At 51.3% G+C, this 20466-nt stretch carries 20 protein-coding genes; 15 read left to right on the top strand and 5 right to left on the bottom strand.

Annotated features, from left to right (window positions below; all coding sequences use genetic code 11):
* Window positions 1-80 precede the first annotated feature (80 nt).
* Entirely contained in the window at window positions 81-1442 is a 1362-nt protein-coding gene (gene radA, locus AJE_RS04150) for a DNA repair protein RadA (protein WP_008949805.1), read from the top strand.
* Between the two features lie 56 nt (window positions 1443-1498).
* Here the strand turns inward: radA and AJE_RS04145 are convergent, their stop codons facing one another.
* A complete protein-coding gene (locus AJE_RS04145) occupies window positions 1499-2251 on the bottom strand; it encodes an outer membrane protein assembly factor BamD (RefSeq protein ID WP_008949804.1) in 753 nt (250 codons plus the stop codon).
* Between the two features lie 123 nt (window positions 2252-2374).
* Here AJE_RS04145 and rluD point away from each other — a divergent pair, with 123 nt between their 5' ends.
* From rluD to clpB, 3 genes are all read left to right on the top strand, one after another.
* Window positions 2375-3349 carry a 23S rRNA pseudouridine(1911/1915/1917) synthase RluD gene (gene rluD / locus AJE_RS04140; RefSeq protein ID WP_008949803.1) on the top strand — a complete coding sequence of 325 codons (975 nt, stop codon included), beginning with the start codon at window positions 2375-2377 and terminating at the stop codon, window positions 3347-3349.
* An 8-nt stretch (window positions 3350-3357) separates the two neighbouring features.
* Window positions 3358-4131 (top strand): peptidoglycan editing factor PgeF, encoded by a 774-nt coding sequence (gene pgeF, locus AJE_RS04135; RefSeq protein ID WP_008949802.1) that lies wholly within the window; start codon window positions 3358-3360, stop codon window positions 4129-4131.
* Between the two features lie 115 nt (window positions 4132-4246).
* Window positions 4247-6826: an ATP-dependent chaperone ClpB gene (gene clpB / locus AJE_RS04130; RefSeq protein WP_008949801.1), complete on the top strand. Its 2580-nt coding sequence runs from the start codon at window positions 4247-4249 to the stop codon at window positions 6824-6826.
* Window positions 6827-6845: 19 nt separating this feature from the next.
* Here clpB and AJE_RS04125 read toward each other — a convergent pair whose 3' ends face one another.
* Window positions 6846-7241, bottom strand: a complete 396-nt coding sequence (locus AJE_RS04125; protein WP_008949800.1) for a DUF4124 domain-containing protein — start codon at window positions 7239-7241, stop codon at window positions 6846-6848.
* A gap of 64 nt (window positions 7242-7305) precedes the next feature.
* On the opposite strand from AJE_RS04125, the gene pssA reads away from it, so the two are divergent.
* The 3 genes from pssA to AJE_RS04110 all read left to right on the top strand — a co-directional run bounded on the left by pssA (window position 7306) and on the right by AJE_RS04110 (window position 10573).
* On the top strand, window positions 7306-8136 hold the full coding sequence (pssA, locus tag AJE_RS04120; RefSeq protein WP_008609825.1) for a CDP-diacylglycerol--serine O-phosphatidyltransferase: 831 nt from the start codon (window positions 7306-7308) through the stop codon (window positions 8134-8136).
* A 108-nt stretch (window positions 8137-8244) separates the two neighbouring features.
* Complete coding sequence (gene gshA / locus AJE_RS04115) at window positions 8245-9837, top strand: glutamate--cysteine ligase (protein ID WP_008949799.1); 1593 nt, start codon at window positions 8245-8247, stop codon at window positions 9835-9837.
* Window positions 9838-9934: 97 nt separating this feature from the next.
* Complete coding sequence (locus AJE_RS04110) at window positions 9935-10573, top strand: transglycosylase SLT domain-containing protein (RefSeq protein ID WP_008949798.1); 639 nt, start codon at window positions 9935-9937, stop codon at window positions 10571-10573.
* 19 nt (window positions 10574-10592) lie between these two features.
* Here the strand turns inward: AJE_RS04110 and AJE_RS04105 are convergent, their stop codons facing one another.
* Both AJE_RS04105 and AJE_RS04100 read right to left on the bottom strand, forming a co-directional pair.
* On the bottom strand, window positions 10593-11852 hold the full coding sequence (locus AJE_RS04105) for an HlyC/CorC family transporter (protein WP_008949797.1): 1260 nt from the start codon (window positions 11850-11852) through the stop codon (window positions 10593-10595).
* Between the two features lie 41 nt (window positions 11853-11893).
* Complete coding sequence (locus tag AJE_RS04100) at window positions 11894-12685, bottom strand: cytochrome C assembly family protein (protein ID WP_008949796.1); 792 nt, start codon at window positions 12683-12685, stop codon at window positions 11894-11896.
* 146 nt (window positions 12686-12831) lie between these two features.
* Between AJE_RS04100 and ffh the strand changes: the two genes are divergently transcribed.
* The 8 genes from ffh (at window position 12832) to tyrA (ending at window position 19475) form a co-directional block, all read left to right on the top strand.
* Window positions 12832-14199, top strand: a complete 1368-nt coding sequence (gene ffh, locus AJE_RS04095; RefSeq protein ID WP_008949795.1) for a signal recognition particle protein — start codon at window positions 12832-12834, stop codon at window positions 14197-14199.
* 135 nt (window positions 14200-14334) lie between these two features.
* The gene (gene rpsP, locus AJE_RS04090; protein ID WP_008609832.1) at window positions 14335-14586 is read left to right on the top strand and encodes a 30S ribosomal protein S16; all 252 of its coding nucleotides are present in this window, start codon (window positions 14335-14337) and stop codon (window positions 14584-14586) included.
* 18 nt (window positions 14587-14604) lie between these two features.
* Window positions 14605-15141 carry a ribosome maturation factor RimM gene (gene rimM, locus AJE_RS04085; protein ID WP_008949794.1) on the top strand — a complete coding sequence of 179 codons (537 nt, stop codon included), beginning with the start codon at window positions 14605-14607 and terminating at the stop codon, window positions 15139-15141.
* Entirely contained in the window at window positions 15141-15914 is a 774-nt protein-coding gene (gene trmD, locus AJE_RS04080; protein ID WP_008949793.1) for a tRNA (guanosine(37)-N1)-methyltransferase TrmD, read from the top strand. The genes rimM and trmD overlap by 1 nt, the downstream gene beginning before the upstream one ends.
* 22 nt (window positions 15915-15936) lie before the next feature.
* Entirely contained in the window at window positions 15937-16296 is a 360-nt protein-coding gene (gene rplS / locus AJE_RS04075) for a 50S ribosomal protein L19 (RefSeq protein ID WP_008609837.1), read from the top strand.
* 38 nt (window positions 16297-16334) lie between these two features.
* Window positions 16335-16949, top strand: coding sequence for a DNA-J related domain-containing protein (locus AJE_RS04070; RefSeq protein ID WP_008949792.1), 615 nt, complete (start codon window positions 16335-16337; stop codon window positions 16947-16949).
* Window positions 16950-17284: 335 nt separating this feature from the next.
* Window positions 17285-18337 carry a 3-deoxy-7-phosphoheptulonate synthase gene (locus tag AJE_RS04060; protein WP_008949791.1) on the top strand — a complete coding sequence of 351 codons (1053 nt, stop codon included), beginning with the start codon at window positions 17285-17287 and terminating at the stop codon, window positions 18335-18337.
* A gap of 1 nt (window position 18338) precedes the next feature.
* Entirely contained in the window at window positions 18339-19475 is a 1137-nt protein-coding gene (gene tyrA / locus AJE_RS04055) for a bifunctional chorismate mutase/prephenate dehydrogenase (RefSeq protein ID WP_008949790.1), read from the top strand.
* An 18-nt stretch (window positions 19476-19493) separates the two neighbouring features.
* Here tyrA and AJE_RS04050 read toward each other — a convergent pair whose 3' ends face one another.
* Complete coding sequence (locus tag AJE_RS04050) at window positions 19494-20375, bottom strand: LOG family protein (RefSeq protein WP_008949789.1); 882 nt, start codon at window positions 20373-20375, stop codon at window positions 19494-19496.
* Window positions 20376-20466: the final 91 nt, after the last annotated feature.

Below are 20466 nucleotides of genomic sequence, written 5' to 3'. Positions count from 1 at the left end.
CATCCGGTTATAATTAGGTTAAGCTACGATGTTATAAAGTGAAAAGCAATATCTGTGCCTTTAATACAACGGGAAAGAAAATGGCCAAAAACAAAACAGCATACGTTTGTAATGAGTGCGGTGCTGACTTTATGCGCTGGCAGGGGCAGTGTACAGAGTGCGGTGCCTGGAATAGTATCAGCGAAGTCCGGTTGGGTGCCGTGAAAGCCGGTAGCAGTCGGCTGGGGGGGTATGCTGGTGCTACTGTGGCTCGGGTGATGCGGCTGGATGAGGTCGATTTACAGGATGTGCCACGTTTTAGCTCGGGTTTTGCTGAGTTTGATCGGGTACTGGGCGGCGGCATAGTACCGGGATCCGCAATCCTGATCGGTGGTCACCCCGGTGCCGGAAAAAGTACTTTGTTACTGCAAATTATGTGCGGCCTGGCCGCGCAGGGCGGCGCACTGTATGTGACGGGGGAAGAATCGTTGCAGCAGGTTGCGATGCGGGCACAGCGCCTGGGATTGCCGATGTCTGAATTGAAAATGTTGGCTGAAACGAACGTCGAAACTATCTGTCAGCTGGCGCAGCAGGAAAAGCCGCGCATTATGGTGATTGACTCAATTCAGGTGATGCATCTGGCTGATATTCAGTCGGCTCCGGGCAGTGTGTCACAGGTCAGGGAAAGCGCGGCGCATTTAACCCGCTTCGCCAAGCAGCACCATATCGCTATTATCATGGTCGGGCATGTAACCAAAGATGGATCTCTGGCCGGGCCTAAGGTATTAGAGCATTGTATCGATTGCTCAGTGATGCTGGATGGTGACGCTGACAATCGCTACCGCACCTTGCGCGGCCATAAAAACCGCTTTGGTCCGGTTAACGAACTGGGAGTGTTTGCCATGACTGGCCAGGGGATGAAGGAGGTGAAGAATCCTTCCGCGATCTTTCTGACCCGTGGTAAGGAAGATCAATCCGGCAGTATCGTTATGGTGCTATGGGAAGGCACCCGGCCTCTGCTGGTAGAGATCCAGGGGCTGGTTGACTATTCGCCTCTGAATAATCCGCGACGGGTGACGCTGGGAATGGAGCAAAACCGGATTGCCATGTTGCTGGCCGTGATGCACCGCCATGCCGGGATCCAGATGGCGGATCAGGATGTGTTTGTTAACGTGGTGGGTGGAGTCAAGGTCAATGAAACCAGTGCAGATTTAGCGACCTTACTGGCGTTAGTCTCCAGCTTTCGGGATAAGCCATTACCGAATGATTTAGTGGTATTTGGTGAAGTGGGATTAGCAGGTGAGATCCGGCCGGTGCCCAGTGGTCAGGAACGACTGAAAGAGGCCGCGAAGCATGGTTTTAAACGGGCGATAGTGCCGCTGGCTAATAAACCGAAGGAACCTATTGCCGGGATGGAAGTAGTCGCTGTGGCACGCCTGGCTGAGGCCTTGGAAGCGCTATAAAACAAAACGCCTCTGCGTAGGCAGAGGCGCTTATATTGAGGGTATTACTTATGAGCTTAGCGGAAGCGACGATTCTGCGGGAAGTTAAGCCGTAATACCTGCTCGGTGTCACTTCTGAGCTTATCCAGCCCTAATTTATCGTAACTTTCCACCATAATCTCCAGAGCCTGCTCTACCAGCGGAGAGTCACGGTAAAACTCAACAACATATTTGCCCCGGTTGGCAGCGGCGAGAAAGGCACCGCGGCGCAGGTAATAGTCTGCTACCAGTAACTCGTGCCGGGCCAGATTATCTTTAATCGCAACCATCCTTGCCCGGGCGTCGGCAGCATACTTACTCTCTGGGTAGTTATTTAACAGGATACGAAAATCATCAAACGCCTGCCGGGTACTGGATAGATCACGGTCGGAACGCTCGATACCAAAAAATTCCTGAAAAGCGTTTTCGTCGGCCTTCAGGTTGGTTAAACCGCGCATATAATATACATAGTCCAGATCCGGTTGATTCGGATTCAGCCGGATAAAGCGGTCGATGGTTGCTAAAGCTTGTGGTAAGTTGCCTGCCTGGTGATAGGCGTAGATTAAATCTAGTTGCACTTGACGAGCTATTGGTCCGAAAGGGTGGCGACTTTCAACCGCTTTTAACAGTTCAATTGCCCGATTATAGAGCCCGGCATCCAAAACATCCTTAGCTTGTTGATACATCCCTTGTGCGGTTTGGTTGGGATTAATTTGCTCATCCTTGGGCTTTCCGGCACAGGCGGTGAGGGTCACAGCTAACAGGGCTATCAGAATAAATTTTAGTTTCATGTAAAAATCCGTTACTACTTCGGCTAAATGGCTGTCTAGTCCGGCGTAAAATCGTTAAAATACCCGCTCATGCGATTCTACCCCAGATATCGCGGGGTTGCACACAGGATAACTGCTTCCGTTATGACAAAACAGCTAAAACTTTCAGAAATCGTACCTGAGCACCTTTTTGGTAAGCGCTTAGATCAGGTTCTGGCCGAAATGTTCCCGGATTATTCGCGATCGCGGATAAAAGAGTGGATCCTGGCCAGCAGCGTGCAGGTGAACGGTGAACCTTGTGCCATTCCGCGGCAGAAAATGTTGGGCGGAGAGCAAATCGATATCCTGGCTGAGTTGCCGGAAGAGGAACGTTTTGACGCCGAGCCGATCGCTCTGGATATCGTGTTTGAAGACGAACATATTCTGGTGATCAATAAGCCTGCCGATCTGGTGGTGCACCCGGGAGCAGGCAATCAGGACGGTACCTTACTCAATGCTTTGTTACATCACTGTCCTGGTATTGCAGAAGTCCCCCGTGCCGGTATAGTGCACCGGTTGGATAAAGACACCACCGGTCTGATGGTGATAGCGAAAACTATTCCGGCACAAACCCATCTGGTCGAGGCGATGCAGGCGCGGGAAATTACCCGTGAATATGAAGCGGTCTGCTATGGCACTATGACCGGCGGTGGTACCGTAAAACAGCCGATCGGCCGGCACCAGACCAAAAGAACCCTGATGGCAGTTAATGAAAATGGTAAACCGGCTGTTACCCACTATAGAGTGATGGAAAAGTATCGGGCGCATACCCGCCTGCGGCTGCGGCTGGAAACCGGTCGGACGCATCAGATCCGCGTACATATGACCTTTATTAGCCATCCTCTGGTTGGCGATCCGGTATATGGTGGCCGGCCCAGACCGCCACGCCAGGCCAGCGAACAGTTATTGCAGTTAATGCGTAATTTTAAACGCCAGGCGCTGCATGCCATTATGCTTAAGCTGGCGCACCCGATAACCGGCCAGTTGCTGGAGTGGCATGCGCCATTACCGGACGATATGGTAGCGCTGAATGCCGCTTTAAAAGCCGATACCCAGTTACACGGTATGGACTTTGTGTAAGTCACAGTATGGACCTGATTAACGTTATGCGCCCTGATCTGCCATCGGAGTTGCTTTACCCTGACTGGCCGGCGCCAGCTTGCGTTAAAGCGGTCAGTTCAACCCGGCTTGGCGGGGTATCCGGCGGACAATACGCCAGTTTGAACCTTGGTGGGCATGTTGGGGATGATGCTGCCAACGTCAGTGCTAATCGCCAACGTTTTGGGCTGTTAGCGCAACTGCCGGCAACCCCGATTTGGCTTAATCAGGTGCATGGCAATCAGGTGCTAACTTTACCGCAGCACTCGCCTGAGCCATTACCGACTGCAGATGCCAGCTACAGCAGACAGCCACGACAGGTTTGTCTGGTGATGACAGCGGACTGTTTGCCGCTGTTGATCTGTAACACAGCTGGCACCGAAGTCGCCGCGGTGCATGCTGGTTGGCGTGGTCTTGCTGGCGGGGTGATTGAACAAAGCCTGCAGCATTTTCAGGCTCCGGCAGCAGAGTTATTGGTTTGGCTCGGGCCGGCAATTGGGCCGGCGGCTTTTGAAGTTGGCGCTGAGGTGCGTCAGGCCTTTGTGGCGATGATGCCAGAGGCTGAAGCGGCCTTTACCGGCTCAGCCGGCGGCAAGTATCTGGCAGATATCTATGCGCTGGCCCGTCTGCGGCTGCAGCGGGCCGGAGTCAGAGCCATCTATGGTGCAGAGTATTGCACCTTTACTGACTCAGCACGTTTTTTCTCCTACCGGCGTGATGGTCAAACCGGCCGCCAGGCCAGCGCTATCTGGTTAGAACCCTGAGGTAGCCGCGCTAAGTTGATGTAAGTCAATTTTTTGACGTTTGCTGCTTGAAAAATCCACAACAGCGCCCAATCTTACTACACATCATAGTTAGGGTAAGAGCGGGAGCCTGCCAATGCGTTTAGATAAATTCACCAGTAAGTTTCAGGAAGCCATTGCCGATGCGCAATCGCTGGCACTGGGGCGTGATCAACAGTTTATCGAGCCGGTACATATCATGTTTGCCTTACTGAATCAGGAAGGCGGTACTGTACGCGAGTTATTAAACAAGCTGGCGGTAAACTTTAATGAACTGCGCTCAAAAGTCAGCCAGGCTATAGAGCGTCTGCCAAGAGTAGAAGGTGATGCCGGTAGCTTACAGTTATCAGCAGCCACAGCTCAGCTGTTGCAGCAATGCGATAAGCTGGCGCAAAAGCGTAAAGATCAGTTTATCTCCAGTGAGCTGTTTGTGTTGGCCGCGACTGAGGATAAATCAGAGCTGGGCCGCATTCTGCAGTTATTGGGGATAAATAAAGACAAGGTCAGCGCTGCGATAGAGCAAATCCGTGCTGGTCAGAAGGTGGATGATGCCAATGCGGAAGATACCCGTCAGGCGCTGAGCAAATACACCATTGATCTGACCGCCAGAGCTGAGTCCGGCAAGCTGGATCCGGTGATTGGCAGGGATGAAGAAATTCGCCGCTGCGTGCAGGTATTACAACGACGCACTAAAAATAACCCGGTGTTGATTGGTGAACCCGGTGTCGGTAAAACCGCCATCGTCGAGGGTTTAGCGCAGCGCATTGTTAATAAAGAAGTTCCTGAAGGCTTAAAAGATAAGCGGGTATTATCACTGGATATGGGCGCGCTGCTGGCGGGAGCCAAATATCGAGGTGAGTTTGAAGAGCGGTTAAAAGCGGTACTGAACGAAGTTGCCAAAGAAGAAGGCCAGATCATCCTGTTTATTGATGAAATTCATACCATGGTTGGCGCCGGTAAGGCTGATGGTGCTATGGATGCCGGCAATATGTTAAAACCAGCGCTGGCGCGCGGAGAGTTGCACTGTCTTGGTGCTACCACCCTGGATGAATATCGCAAATATATTGAAAAAGACGCTGCGCTGGAGCGGCGTTTCCAGAAAGTGTTGGTTGAGGAGCCAACGGTTGAGGATACCATCGCGATTCTGCGCGGTTTAAAAGAGCGTTACGAGCTGCACCATGCGGTAGAGATCACTGATCCGGCGATCGTCGCGGCCGCAACACTGTCACACCGTTATATCAGTGATCGGCAGTTACCGGATAAAGCCATTGATTTAATTGATGAAGCGGCTTCCAGTATCCGGATGCAGATGGATTCCAAACCAGAAGAGTTAGACCGCTTAGAGCGGCGTATTATCCAGTTGAAATTGGAGGATAATGCCTTAGCAAAAGAAACCGACGAGGCCAGCAAAAAGCGTCGCGATAGTATTCGTGAGCAAATTGACGAGCTGGAGCAACGATACAACGAGCTGGATGAGGTATGGGAATCCGAAAAGGCGGCATTGCAGGGCACCCAGTATATTAAGGCCGATCTCGAGCAAGCTCGTTTGGATCTGGAAGTCGCACGGCGGGCAAGTGATCTGCAACGGATGTCTGAGTTGCAGTATGGCCGCATTCCAGAGCTGGAGAAAAAGCTGGACTTAGCCTCGCAGGCGGAAATGCAGGAGATGACGCTGTTGCGGCACAAGGTGACCGATCAGGAAATTGCGGATGTGGTATCAAAAGCCACCGGCATTCCGGTCAGTAAAATGCTGGAAGGCGAGCGTGACAAATTGCTGCGGATGGAGGAGGCCTTGCACGATAAGGTAGTGGGGCAACATGAGGCGGTCAGTGCGGTGGCGAATGCAATCCGCCGCTCGCGGGCCGGCTTATCTGATCCGAACAAACCCATTGGCTCTTTCTTATTCCTTGGGCCAACCGGGGTGGGTAAAACGGAGCTGACCAAGGCATTAGCGCAGTTCCTGTTTGACAGCCCGGATGCAATGGTGCGGATCGATATGTCGGAGTTTATGGAGAAACATGCGGTGTCCCGCTTGGTTGGCGCACCGCCGGGGTATGTTGGCTATGAAGAGGGCGGTTATCTGACCGAAGCTGTCAGACGGAAGCCTTACTCAGTGATCCTGCTGGACGAGGTTGAAAAAGCCCATCCCGATGTCTTTAACATCTTATTACAGGTGTTGGACGATGGTCGTCTGACTGATGGTCAGGGCCGGACGGTGGATTTTAAAAACGCTGTGATCATTATGACCTCGAATCTGGGATCAGATCTGATCCAGGAGCATTATCGCGAGTACAGCTACGCCGAAATGAAAACCATGTTGATGGATGTGCTAAGCAGGCAGTTCCGGCCGGAGTTTTTAAACCGACTGGATGAGTCGGTGGTATTCCATCCGCTGGATGATCGGCAAATTAAACAAATTGCCGGTATTCAGTTGCAGCGGTTGCGGCAACGCTTGCAGCAACGTGATTTCCTGTTGGAGGTCAGTGATGCGGCGCTTGAGAAACTGGCAGAGGTTGGCTTTGACCCCTTATATGGTGCAAGGCCACTAAAGAGGGCGATTCAGCAGTATCTGGAGAACCCACTGGCTCAGGCGTTATTACAAGGCAACTTTTTGCCGGGTAGCACGATAGTGGTTGACCATGATGGTCAGCAGTTTACAGTGCAGAGCCGGCGTTAGCGTCAGTGAAGCAGCCCGGCTAAGGTGTGGCCGGGCAGCGCCTTCTGATCTCAAAGTTCGCCAGTAGGATCTGCTGCTGGCGCTCTTCTGCCGTCAGTAAGCGCACCGCTTCCTGATTCGCTTCTTTGGTAAAGAGTTCCTGTTCACTATTTAACAGCGCCAGCTGGTCGCGAGCTTGTTGACACAACACCGGATCCAGCACCGCGCCTGAGCTTACGCCTTGTGCGACGGCTGTGACGGCAGATGAACCACTGCCGACCTTAATCGTGACTAACTGATATTCTCCCTCAGCCGGCGGCTGTTGCGAGAAATGGATCACACCCTTTGCGTCCTGCCAGCTATAAACCGTTTGCGCGATGGTCAGCGGAGCAAGGCATAACAGGGTGCCGAGAAAGATGTACTTCACTTTTGCCATGGTTCTATCCATGTTATGTTATGTCCCTTATAATCAGTGTAATCGTTATTTTAGAAGTTGCCTTATGACAGAATTAAAAAACAGTGATACTAGTCCGCGTAAAGGGATCTATCTGTTACCTAACTTGCTGACAACCGCCGGGCTTTTTTCAGGCTTCTTTGCCATCGTATCATCAATGAACGGTCGTTTTGAAGCCGCTGCTGTGGCGATTTTTATCGCAATGATCTTTGATGGCCTGGATGGCCGCGTAGCGCGTTTAACCAATACCCAAAGTGAATTTGGGGCACAATACGACAGTATGTCTGATTTACTGGCCTTTGGTGTGGCACCGGCGTTAGTTGCCTATAATTGGGCGCTGGCAGATCTTGGCAAGTTCGGCTGGTTGGCGGCCTTTATTTATGTTGCCTGTGCCGCGTTACGCTTGGCGCGCTTTAACGCCAATCTGGGCGTAACAGATGGCCGTTTCTTTCAGGGCTTAGCAAGTCCGGCAGCGGCTGCCCTGGTGGCCGGTATGGTTTGGAACGGTGCCAGTTTTGAGATTGATGGTGATAAGTACGGCTATCTGGTGGGTTTACTGACCATCACCGCTGGCTTTTTGATGGTCAGTAATTTCCGCTATAACTCGTTTAAAAACCTGAACTGGCGTGATCGGGTGTCCTTTCTGACGATCTTGCTGGTGGTGCTGGTCTTTGTGGTCATCGCTGCACGGCCGGCGCAAATGTTATTTATCATTTTCTTTGCTTATGCCTGCTCGGGACCCATTACGACCTTTCGTAGCGTACGCAAACTTAAACTGGAGCATGTGGTGGGCGATTCCGAAGATGCTGATTTTCTGGATGAGACAGCAGCTAAAGCGGAGAGCGCCAAACCCGAAAAAACTGACGCCGGCAACTGATCCTGCTACCAGGCTCACAGCGTTATACCCAATTTTGTGTTCCACCTCTTGATATCAGCTTGGCGTTCCCCAATCATTGGGGAACGCCATTCTTAGTAAGGAATCATCTTGAGCGCTAGCATCACCGCAGTTTTGTCGTCGCTGCAACAGCAGGGACGACAGCAGAGTATCCTTGGTATTAAGCGTGGGATCGAGCGCGAGACCTTACGCGTTAATCAGGATGGCAGTCTGGCACAAAGCGCCCATGCCAGTGCGCTGGGTTCTGCCCTGACACACCCCTGGATCACCACCGATTTTTCAGAATCACTGCTCGAGTTTATTACCCCTGCCGGTGAGGACATTGAACAAACTCTGGCGCAACTCGCGGATATTCATCGCTTTACGGTACGACAACTGGGTGATGAACGGTTATGGCCAGCCAGTATGCCCTGTTTTATTACCGACCAGCACCAGATCCCGTTAGCACAGTACGGAAAGTCGAATGTCGGGAAGATGAAAACTCTGTACCGGCAAGGCCTGAAAAACCGCTACGGCAGTATGATGCAGGCCATCAGTGGCGTGCATTTTAATTTCTCGTTACCGCAAAGCTTCTGGCAAGCGTATCAGCAGTTGTTACAGGACGACGCGACGCTGCAAGATTTTGTTTCGGCACAGTATCTGTCATTGATCCGCAACTACAAGCGTGTTGCCTGGCTTATTGTCTACTTGTTTGGCGCGTCGCCAGCGATGTGTCAGTCCTTTTTAGAAGGGCGACAGTCGCGTTATGCGTTCCAGAAACTGGGTAAGGGTTCGCTTTACCTGCCTTATGCGACCTCACTGCGGATGAGTGATTTAGGTTATACCAACAGCGCTCAATCCAGTTTAAATATTACTTATAATAGTTTGCCGGAATATATCAGTGGTTTGCATGCGGCTGTTACCCAGCCCTCTGCCGAGTATCAGAGCATTGGTGTCAAGGTGGATGGTGTTTTTCAGCAGCTGAATAGTAATGTGCTGCAGATTGAGAACGAGTTTTACTCGACTATTCGTCCTAAGCGCACCACCGAATCGGGCGAGCGGCCGACCTGTGCCTTGGCCAAGCGGGGCGTGGAATATATCGAAGTCCGGGCGCTGGATGTCAATCCGTTCAGTAGTATTGGTATTAGTGCTGAACAAATGCGTTTTCTGGATGTGTTCCTACTGTACTGTTTACTGGAGCAAAGCCCGCCGTTATCAGCTGCCGAGCAGCAGGTTACTGAGCAGAACCTGAAAAAGGTGGTGACTGATGGCCGGCGCACGAATCTGGAGCTGTTGCAGGACGGTCAGCCACGCCTGATGCAGGATTGGGCTGAACAACTGTTTGCCGATATGATGCCAATAGCCAAATGGCTGGATCAGGCGTATCAGACCGACCGCTATCAGGCGGCAATGCGGCAGTATTATTTAAGTTTATTAGATCCGGCACAAACGCCGTCCGGTAAGATCCTCAACCATCTGCTGAGCACCCGGCAGGACAATGGTCCCTATATGCGACAGTTGGCAGAGAGCTATCGTAGCCAGCTACTGACAGAGCCATATCAATACTACAGCGAACAGGACTTTGCTGCGGCGGCGGAACAGTCGTTACTACGGCAGCAGCAAATCGAAGCGGCTGATACCCTGAGCTTTGAACAGTACCTGGCTGACTACTTTCGAGAAGTACCAGCCTGTACCGCCGAATAGCAGATAAAAAAACGGCTACCAGGTGGTAGCCGTAAAGGAGAATCCAGGGAAAACAAAAAACTTGGTTGCATCCATGCACCTTGTTAGAATCCCCCTTATGCTGATAGTTCAAAAAAAGATTAAAAAAAATAAACTCCTGATCATCATAGGTTTATCTGCAGTCCTAACCGGCTGCGCGACGCCGCCACCGCAGAATAAAAGCGATATCTGTGAGATCTTTCGTGAGAACCGCTCCTGGTATAAAGCCAGCGCCAATGCCAGTGACAAATGGGGCGTGCCGATCGCTGTGCCGATCAGTTTTATGTATCAGGAAAGTGGTTTCAGGCACAACGCCCGGCCGCCTATGCGTTATTTTCTTGGTTTTATCCCTTATGGTCGGGCGAGCTCCGCATATGGCTATTCTCAGGCAAAAACCCCAACCTGGGACGACTATGTCAAGGATACCGGTCGACTGTTTGCCAGCCGCAGTAACTTTGCGGATGCGGTGGATTTTATCGGCTGGTATATCGATAAAACCCATCAGGTGAATAAGGTGCCGAAAGATGATGCGTACCGGCTTTATCTGAACTACCACGAGGGCTGGGGTGGTTACCGGCGCGGCAGCCATCAGCAAAAGGCCTGGTTGCTCAGAACCGCGCGTCAGGTTGACGACAGAGCCCGGATTTACCAGCAGCAATTAAAAGGTTGTGAGAAAGAACTGCAGCGCGGCTGGTTACGCCGCCTGCTATTTGGTTAGTCTGTGGCTTGGTGGCTGGTTAGCGTGTCAGAACCAGCCGCACCGTTTTAATCATATTATCCTGCACATCGACGATTTCCAGTGGATAGCCGGCCAGCTTAACGCTCATTGCGCCTTGCGGGATCTCTTCCAGATGTTCCAGTAACAGGCCATTCAGTGTTTTCGGGCCGTCGGTTGGAAATTCCAGCTGCATTTGCCGGTTTAAATCCCGCAGGCTGATGCTGCCGTCGATCAGGTAAGAACCGTCCGGTTGTTGAATAATCGCCTCGTGTTTATCTTCGAGCACATCAGTAGTGAATTCACCCACCACTTCTTCCAGAATATCTTCCAGCGTTACCAGCCCCTGAATATCGCCGTATTCATCAACTACCAGACCAATACGTTCCTTGGTACTTTGAAATTTCAGCAGTTGCGTATTAAGTGGTGTGCCTTCCGGAATGTAGTAAATTTCGTGTACAGAGCGTAGCAAGGTTGCTTTGCTAAACTGATCTTTAAGCAGCAGCCGCACCAGATCCCGTGGGTGAATAAATCCAAGGGCATCATCGATACTGTCCCGATACAGCAATACCCGGCTGTGCTGGGCGTTTGCCAGCTGGCGCACGATATCTTTCCATTCGTCGTTAATATCGATACCGGCGATTTCGTTACGCGGCGTCATAATGTCATCTACGGTAACATTCTCTAAATCCAGTACCCCCACCAGCATATTCTGATGTTGTTCCGGGATCAGGGCGCCGGCTTCATGCACCACGGTTCTGAGCTCTTCTGCACTCAGACTGTTGCCCTGATGTTTTTCCGGGCTAATGCCCATCACGGCCAGTAAGCCATTGGTGATCCAGTTAATTAACCAGACCAGCGGATAAAATAGTTTTAACAGCGGTTTTAGTAAGGCGGAGCTTGGAAAAGCGATCCGCTCCGGATGCAGTGCCGCCAGGGTTTTTGGCGTGACCTCCGCAAATACCAGGATCACCAGTGTCAGGATCACGGTTGCAATAGCAATACCGGCATCGCCATACAGTCGCATCCCGATGATGGTCGCAATCGCTGAGGCAGCGATATTCACCAGGTTGTTGCCAATTAGGATCAAACCGATCAGCCGATCTGGCCGGTCCAATAATTCGGCTACCCGCTTTGCGCCTTTATGTTGTTCATTTTCAAGGTGTTTTAACCGGTAGCGGTTAACGGACATCATGCCTGTTTCTGAACCCGAGAAATAGGCCGAGATGAACAGTAGCACTCCCAAAATAATAAAGAGTGTACTGGTTGAGATTGCGTCCAAAAGTTAATTACCTTTATTGCCTGACAAAGTGTAGAGCGGTTTCAGAATCTGCCCAGCAGGACTTCTTTTACAAAGCGGCTGCCAAAATAGGCCAGGGTGAGGACAACACTGCCGACTAAAGTCAGAGATACCGCGGCTCTACCGCGCCAGCCCTGACGGGCATGCCCCCAGCACAGCACTCCGAATACAATTAGTGCCAGCAAACTAAGCAGCGTTTTATGGTCGACCCAACTTTTCATATAGGGTACGCCACTAGCCAGTGCCAGGATTAACAAGGCGGTACCGGCTGCCAGCAAGCGAAATTGCAGTTGCTCTGCCTGTAATAATGGCGGCAAAAAGCGACTGACACCAGAGAAATTTTTATGTTTCAGTTTATAACTGATATAAGACACTTGAATTGAGTACAGCGTGGCCATAATCAGCACCACATAGGCGCTAAAAGCCAAACCAATATGGGCCAGCAGCCCCGGGCTTTGTCCCAAATGCTGTAACAGCACTGTGCCGGGAATAAACAGACCAGCCAGTAGCAGTAAGGCGGCGGCGGTGTAGACTATAGGTAATAGCAACACAGCCGGACTGCGCAGGGAAATCAGGGTTACCGCCAGGGTTAACAGCCAGGCGACCAATGAGCTAACGTTCAACAGACTGAAGTTTTGTCCCTGCTCGGTAAAGATGCTGCCTGCCAGGCTGAGCATATGGCATACCACACCCAGGGTGCCGGCACTGAAAACCAGTTTAAAGTTTGGCCCGGCCGGATGGAATAGCCGCAATAGCAGGGTAACAGTTGCAACCGTATAGGCAACCAAAGCCAGCGCGGGTAACAACATCGGCATACTTAACACTCCTGTGACGCAGTAAGTGGATTATTGTATTGCAAGTTTCGGGTAAAGCCCAGCAGCATACAGTAAGATGCGCTTAAGGCTGACGATAACAGTACAACGCGCTATAATCGGCGCAATTACCGAATTGGATCTCCGCTATGTTTGAAAATCTGTCAGATCGTTTAAGCCGGACCCTGAAAAATATTAGTGGTCGTGGTCGTCTTACTGAAGACAATATTAAAGAAACGCTACGGGAAGTGCGAATGGCACTGCTCGAAGCTGACGTGGCATTGCCGGTTGTTAAAGACTTTATCAACCAGATCAAAGAGCGCTCTGTTGGTCTGGAGGTCAGCAAAAGTCTGACCCCGGGGCAGGAATTTCTAAAAATCGTCCGTAAAGCCCTGGAAGAAGCCATGGGCGAGGCGAATGAAGAGCTGGCCCTGAATACCCAACCGCCGGCGGTGATTCTGATGGCGGGTTTACAGGGGGCAGGTAAAACCACCTCTGTTGGTAAGTTGGCAAAGTTTCTGACCGAACGGAAAAAGAAAAAAGTGTTGGTGGTATCGGCCGACGTTTACCGGCCAGCTGCTATTAAGCAACTGGAAACCCTGGCCAAAGCGGTCAATGTTGAGTTTTTCCCCAGCGACATCTCACAGGCGCCGGTTGCTATTGTTAACGCTGCCATCACGCATGCCAAAACCCGGATGTTTGATGTGCTGCTGGTCGATACCGCCGGTCGTCTGCATGTCGACAGCGAGATGATGGATGAAATCAAGGCGCTACATGTCGCGGTAAAACCAATTGAAACCCTGTTCGTGGTCGATGCCATGACCGGTCAGGATGCGGCTAATACGGCTAAAGCCTTTAATGAAGCCTTGCCATTAACCGGGGTGATCCTAACTAAGGCAGACGGTGATGCCCGTGGTGGTGCCGCCTTATCTATCCGCCATATCACCGGTAAGCCAATTAAGTTTATCGGTACCGGTGAGAAAACCGATGCCTTAGAGCCGTTCCATCCGGATCGTATCGCCTCGCGCATTTTAGGTATGGGCGATGTGCTAAGCCTGATTGAAGAGCTTGAGCAGAAAGTCGATAAAGAAAAAACCGCGAAAATGGCGCAGAAGATGATGAAAGGCAAAGGCTTTTCATTAGAAGATTTTCGCGAGCAGCTGGTACAGATGCGTAGCATGGGCGGCATGATGTCACTGATGGACAAGCTGCCGGGGATGAAAAATCTGCCGGCCGGTGCCGCCGGTCAGTTAGATGAAAAGCAGTTTGTGCGGATGGAAGCCATTATTAATTCGATGACGCCCAAAGAGCGTGAGTTTCCGGACCTGCTAAAAGGCTCGCGTAAAAAACGCATAGCGGCCGGCTCCGGCACACAGGTGCAGGAGATCAATCAGCTGCTGAAACAATTTACCCAGATGCAGAAAATGATGAAACAGATGAGTGGTAAAGGTGGCCTGATGAAGATGATGCGGGCCATGGGCGGCAAGTTGCCACCCGGTATGTTACCACCGCGCTGATCCTGGTGTGACGGGTTGCCAGGCCGCGAAATGCCTTGCATTCGCGGCAAAAATCCGTACAATGCAGCAGCCCTGCAGTCCGACTGCGGGCTTTGTTATTTTTTAAAACCTGAACGATTGAAATTAGAGGACGGTATGGTAACTATTCGTTTACAACGTGGTGGCGCGAAAAAGCGTCCATTTTACCAAGTTGTGGTAGCGGACAGCCGTTTTGCTCGTGATGGCCGTTTTATTGAGCGCGTGGGTTTCTTTAACCCAATCGCCAGCGGCACTGAAGAGAAACTGCGTCTGGACCTGGATCGCGTTGACCACTGGGTAGCACAAGGTGCTGCACTGAGTGATCGCGTGGCCACTCTGGTAAAAAACGCTAAGAAAGCAGCTGCTTAATTAGCAAGGCGTGTGGAGTTGTCACTGTTGAGTGAAAAAGATTTTGTAGTACTTGGCAAGTTTGGTGCGGTTTATGGCATCAATGGCTGGCTAAAAATTAACTCCTACACGGACATCCCGGAAGGGATTTTTGATTACACACCCTGGCAGGTCAAATTTCAGGGTAACTGGCAGACAGTAACAGTCAGCAGCTGGAAACGGCATAGTAATGGCTTAATCGCCAAACTGACTGACATTAATGTCCGGGAACAGGCGCAGGCCTATGTCAATGCTGAAATCGCGGTTGCTGCCAATGCCTTACCGGCGCTGGACGATGGCGAGTACTACTGGAAAGATCTGATGGAGCTGAAAGTAGTGAATGAGCAAGGCTATGATCTGGGCGTGGTAACCGACTTAATGGAAACCGGCTCTAACGATGTGTTAGTGGTGAAAGCCAACCGGACTGATGCCTTTGGTAAGGGTGAGCGCTTAATTCCCTATCTTGATCAGACCGTGATCAAGCAGGTGGATTTAACCGCGAAGCAAATCACAGTAGATTGGGATCCGGCGTTTTAATGCAGGAACAACCAAGGTGGGTGGGCGTTGTCTCACTGTTTCCGGAGATGTTTCAGGCGATTACGCAATACGGTGTCACTGGTCGGGCTGTAAAGCAGGGCATTATTCAGCTTCAGTGTTTTAACCCGCGGGATTTTACCACGGATAAGCATCGGACTGTTGATGACCGGCCTTATGGCGGCGGCCCCGGTATGCTGATGATGGTGCAGCCACTGACCGATGCCATTCGTGCGGCGAAAGCCACAGCGGGAGGTAAGGTGCATACGGTTTATTTGTCGCCGCAAGGCCGCAAATTAGACCAGCAAGGTGTGGCTGAACTGGCAAAACATCCGAAACTGCTCCTGGTAGCAGGCCGTTACGAAGGAATTGACGAGCGCGTGATCGAAACCGAAATTGACGAAGAATGGTCAATCGGCGATTACGTACTAAGTGGGGGCGAGTTGCCGGCAATGGTGTTAATTGATGCCGTGTCGCGACTGGTGCCCGGGGTTTTGGGACATGATTTATCTGCTGAGCAGGATTCGTTTGCAGCCGGCTTGTTGGATTGTCCACATTATACCCGCCCTGAGGTGTTAGCAGACAAACAGGTACCCGCCGTATTGCTGAGTGGGCACCATGAAGAAATTAGACGCTGGCGTCTGAAACAGGCTCTCGGTAGAACCTGGTTAAGACGGCCGGATATGTTAAATTCCCTGGCTCTGACTAAGGAGCAACGCAAGTTACTGGCAGAATTCCAACAGGAATACCAGGCGTTGCAGCAGCAAGATAGTTAACTCCAGGTAAAGTGAGATTGTTATGAGCAAAGTTAGCCAAAACATCATCAAGCAACTTGAACAGGAACAACTGAAACAAGACGTTCCTGCATTCGCTCCAGGTGACACTGTAGTGGTTCAGGTTAAAGTTAAAGAAGGTGACAAAACCCGTTTACAGGCTTACGAAGGCGTTGTTATCGCCAAGCGTAACCGTGGTCTGCACTCTTCATTCACCGTACGTAAAATCTCTAATGGCGAAGGTGTTGAGCGTGTATTCCAGACGCACAGCCCGCTGGTAGACAGCATCACCGTTAAACGTCGTGGTGCCGTTCGCCGTGCTAAGCTTTACTACTTACGCGATCGTTCAGGTAAATCAGCGCGTATCCGCGAAAAGCTTAACTAAGCTGTTAAGGGCCGGCACTATGCCGGCCCTGTTTTTTTATGGCAGAACTGACTGCTACAGCACCGCTTAATCCCACTCAGCTGCAACAACTGGAGCTTCGGTTGGAGCAGATCCTGTTACGCCGTTTTGGCGAGCTGACAGAGCAGCAACTTCTGACCCTGCTGGATTTAAAACCCCTTACCACCATTCAAGACAGCCAGTTTGCACTGTTCCAACGCCATTTTGTGCTGTATCACTTGCTGTACCGACTGGCAGAACGTTGGGCGCTAAGCAGTACCGCTTATCTGGATATTGGCCTGGCGCGGATTAAAATTGCGCCCTGGCAAGACCATCTACCGCTGCTTACCGATAGCAAGGCAGCCTATTATGCCGACTGGCAAAACTATTGGCGGATGACGCCGGTGGCATTAAGTAAGCGACTGGCGAGCTTCTGGCAGTACTATCAGCAGCGCCATGGCGTTAGCAGCAGCACTATCCAGCTCAATGATGATGAGGCGTTACAGCTGCTACAACTGGATTGGCCTTGCAGCCTGAGCGATCTAAAAAAAGCCTTTCGGCGTTTATCGCTAAAACATCATCCGGATCGGGGCGGCGATAAAACCACCTTTGTCCGTATCTCACTGGCGTATCAAAAAATCTTACAGCGTCTGTAACCTCTTCCTGCTGTTCATTAGCTGAATTCGCTATTTCGCTACGCCGCTGTAAAGTTAAATATACTTTTACGTTTCTGCGCTAAAAGCGCACTTATCCTTATTTTTATTGCTTTTCAGGGTTGACCTGATAGCCATCTATCCGTAAACTCCGGCTTATTGTAATTTTATAGATACGTGCTGTATCGATAAGTTTACGGTGTTGGATCGAGTTTTTGCACAGCTTGCTTAGCGCAGATAGCGAAAAATAACGATTTTTTGCGTCGGCAGGCGGCATAAGCCCAGACTCTTGCCTATGCTTAGTCTCCGCAGCACTGCAAAGGAGCTCAATCGTGTCCATGATCGTCGATGACCTGCGCATAGTGGCGCAGAAACCTTTAAGTTCGCCGGCTGTATTAAAACGGGTATTGCCGTTATCGGAGCAAGGCGCGGACTTTGTTGCCAAGGCCCGCGCTGACATCGCCAATATTATTCACGGCCGTGACAAACGTTTGTTAGTGGTAACAGGTCCGTGTTCAATCCATGATCCTGTCGCTGCCATTGAATATGCCAATAAGTTAAAAGCACTGCAGTTAGCCTATCAGGACAGTTTGTATATCGTGATGCGGGTATACTTTGAAAAGCCCCGTACCACAGTCGGCTGGAAAGGCTTTATCAACGACCCCCACCTGGATGACTCTTTCGATTTAGAGACCGGCTTAACCTGGGGCCGTGAGCTGTTATTGAAAATGGTCGAGCTGGAATTGCCGGTGGCGACCGAAGCCTTGGATCCGATCAGCCCGCAGTATATGTCGGATCTGATTAGCTGGGCGGCGATTGGTGCCCGTACTGTGGAGTCGCAAACTCACCGCGAGATGGCCAGTGGTTTATCAATGCCGGTTGGTTTTAAAAATGGTACTGATGGCAGCTTAAGTGTCGCACTTAATGCCCTGCAGTCGGCTGCCAGCGGTCATACCTTCTTTGGCATTAACCAAAAAGGTGAGGTCAGCCTGATCCAAACCGCCGGTAATCCGGATGGGCATATTATCCTGCGTGGTGGTGCCAAACCTAATTATGATGCCGCCAGCATCGAGGCTGCGTTGGCGCAGTTAGATAAACTTAAATTACCGCACGGCATTGTTGTAGACTGTAGCCATGGCAATTCCAATAAGGACCATAACCGGCAACCGCAGGTGGCACAAGAGGTGTTGGCGCAGCGCCTGGCCGGCAATAATGCCATTATCGGCATTATGCTGGAAAGCCACTTACAGGCCGGGCGGCAGGATATCGTCAATGGCAAAGCGGAAAAATACGGTGTCTCAGTCACGGATGCGTGTATTGACTGGTCAACAACCGCAGATTTACTGGAAAGTTTAGCGCAACAAATGCGGCAACTGGCGGCGGTGGCCTGAGGTGAAGCCCAGTGATGTAGCTGCAGCGGCGTTACAGCCGCTGCGAGAGCAAATTGATCAGCTGGACAGTGAACTCGTCGAGCTATTGGCGCGCCGGGCCAGAGTCACAGCCCAGGTTGGGCAGGTGAAGCAACAATATGCATTGCCGGTCTATGTGCCGGAGCGTGAGCAGGCATTACTTGCCGCCAGACGACAGCAAGCGCTGGCGCAAGGCGTCTCGCCGGAATTGGTCGAGGACTTGTTACGCCGGGTGATGCGCGAGTCTTATGCTACCCAGGATCAGCACTTTGTCTGTTGCCGGCCCAGTGGCGGCAAAGTGGTGGTGGTCGGCGGCGCCGGGGCGCTGGGTGGGCGGTTTGTCAGCTTATTTCAACGCTCCGGTTATCAGGTGGTAATACTGGAACCTCAGGACTGGCCGCAGGCAGCCCAGCTATGTCAGGATGCCGCCCTGGTATTACTGGCGGTACCTATTACGCTGACTGAGCAGGTGATTGCGCAGTTACCGACACTGCCTGCACAGTGCGTACTGGCCGATTTAACCAGCATTAAGGCACGGCCGCTGCAAGCGATGCTGGCGCAGCATAGCGGGCCTGTCGTTGGCTTACATCCGATGTTTGGTCCGGACATCAATAATTTGATTAAGCAGGTAGTCGTGGTTTGTGATGGCCGGCAGCCGGAAGATTATCAGTGGTTATTAAAGCAACTGGTGATCTGGGGCGCGGAGCTGACGACTAAGGACGCGGAAGAGCATGATAGCGCCATGCAGCTGATCCAGGCGATGCGGCATTTTTCCTCTTTGGTCTATGGTGTGCATCTAGCCGAAGAGCAGGCTGATTTACATCAGCTGTTGGCACTCAGTTCACCGATTTACCGGCTGGAGCTGGCGATGGTGGGGCGCTTGTTTGCACAGAACGCTGAACTTTATGCCGATATTATGTTGTCATCCGCTGATGTGACGGCGCTGCTGCAGCGTTATCAGCAGCGTTTTACTCAGCTGCTGGGCTTGTTGGCCGCGCAGGATAAAGCCGGTTTAATGGCGGAATTTGCCAAGGGCCAGCAGTTCTTCGGCGAGCTGGCGCAGCAATTTCTGCAGGAAAGTAAGCAATTACTGCAAAAAGCGGCAGACGGGCGCAGTTAGCGCCCGAAATTATGGATACTACTTACCCAACTGATAGAAATCATAAATCACCTGCCAGGCTTGCTCCGGGCTGTCGACATACTGAATCAGTTCCAGGTCTTGCGGGCTAATCAGTCCCTCTTCTGCCAGCATCTCGAAATTGATCAAGCGTTGCCAGAAAGCTTTATCGTACAGGATAACCGGTACCCGTTCTGCTTTTCTGGTTTGGATCAGGGTTAGGGTTTCAAACAACTCATCTAGCGTACCAAAGCCACCCGGAAAGGCCACCAGCGCCCGTGCCCGTTGTAGGAAATGCATTTTGCGAATGGCAAAATAATGAAACTGGAAACAGAATTCCGGGGTGATATAGGGGTTAGGGTGCTGCTCTTTCGGCAGTACAATATTTAAGCCAATACTTTTACCGTTAGCCTCCATGGCACCGCGATTTGCTGCTTCCATAATCCCCGGGCCTCCACCACTGATAATGGTCAGCGCGCAGTCAGGATGCTGACAGCTATGCTGAGTGACCAGACGGGCGAATTCCTGCGCCGCAGTATAATAGCGACTATTCTTAAGATCGCGTTCGGCCTGCTGTAATGCATGAATAGCAGCCGGATTATCTGGCTCTGTAATAACATACTGTTTCACTTCCGACAGCTGCTTTGCTGCATCAGCAGGTGCCAGGAAACGTGCGCTGCCAAATACCACTATGGTGGCATTAATTTGATGCTGCTCCAGCACCAGTTGCGGTTTCAGATATTCCAGTTGTAACCGGACATGCCGCAGCTCATCCTGCATTAAAAAACCGGTATCGGCAAAGGCCAGTTTGTAGGAGTCATGGTCCTGCAGTCGCGAGATAGCGTCTAATGATTCCTGGGCCGTGGCAAAATGGCGTTTATATAAAGCATTGCTTTCGGTCATGACAAGATCCCCTTTATTACTACTTTTTTGATACAAAACAGCTAAGGCGTTGTAAAGTTGGGTTATAACATAGAAAAGCAAAAAGGAAGGC

The organism is Alishewanella jeotgali KCTC 22429, assembly GCF_000245735.1.
Taxonomy (GTDB): Bacteria; Pseudomonadota; Gammaproteobacteria; order Enterobacterales; family Alteromonadaceae; genus Alishewanella; species Alishewanella jeotgali.
This window is presented reverse-complemented; position numbering and strand designations above follow the sequence as displayed.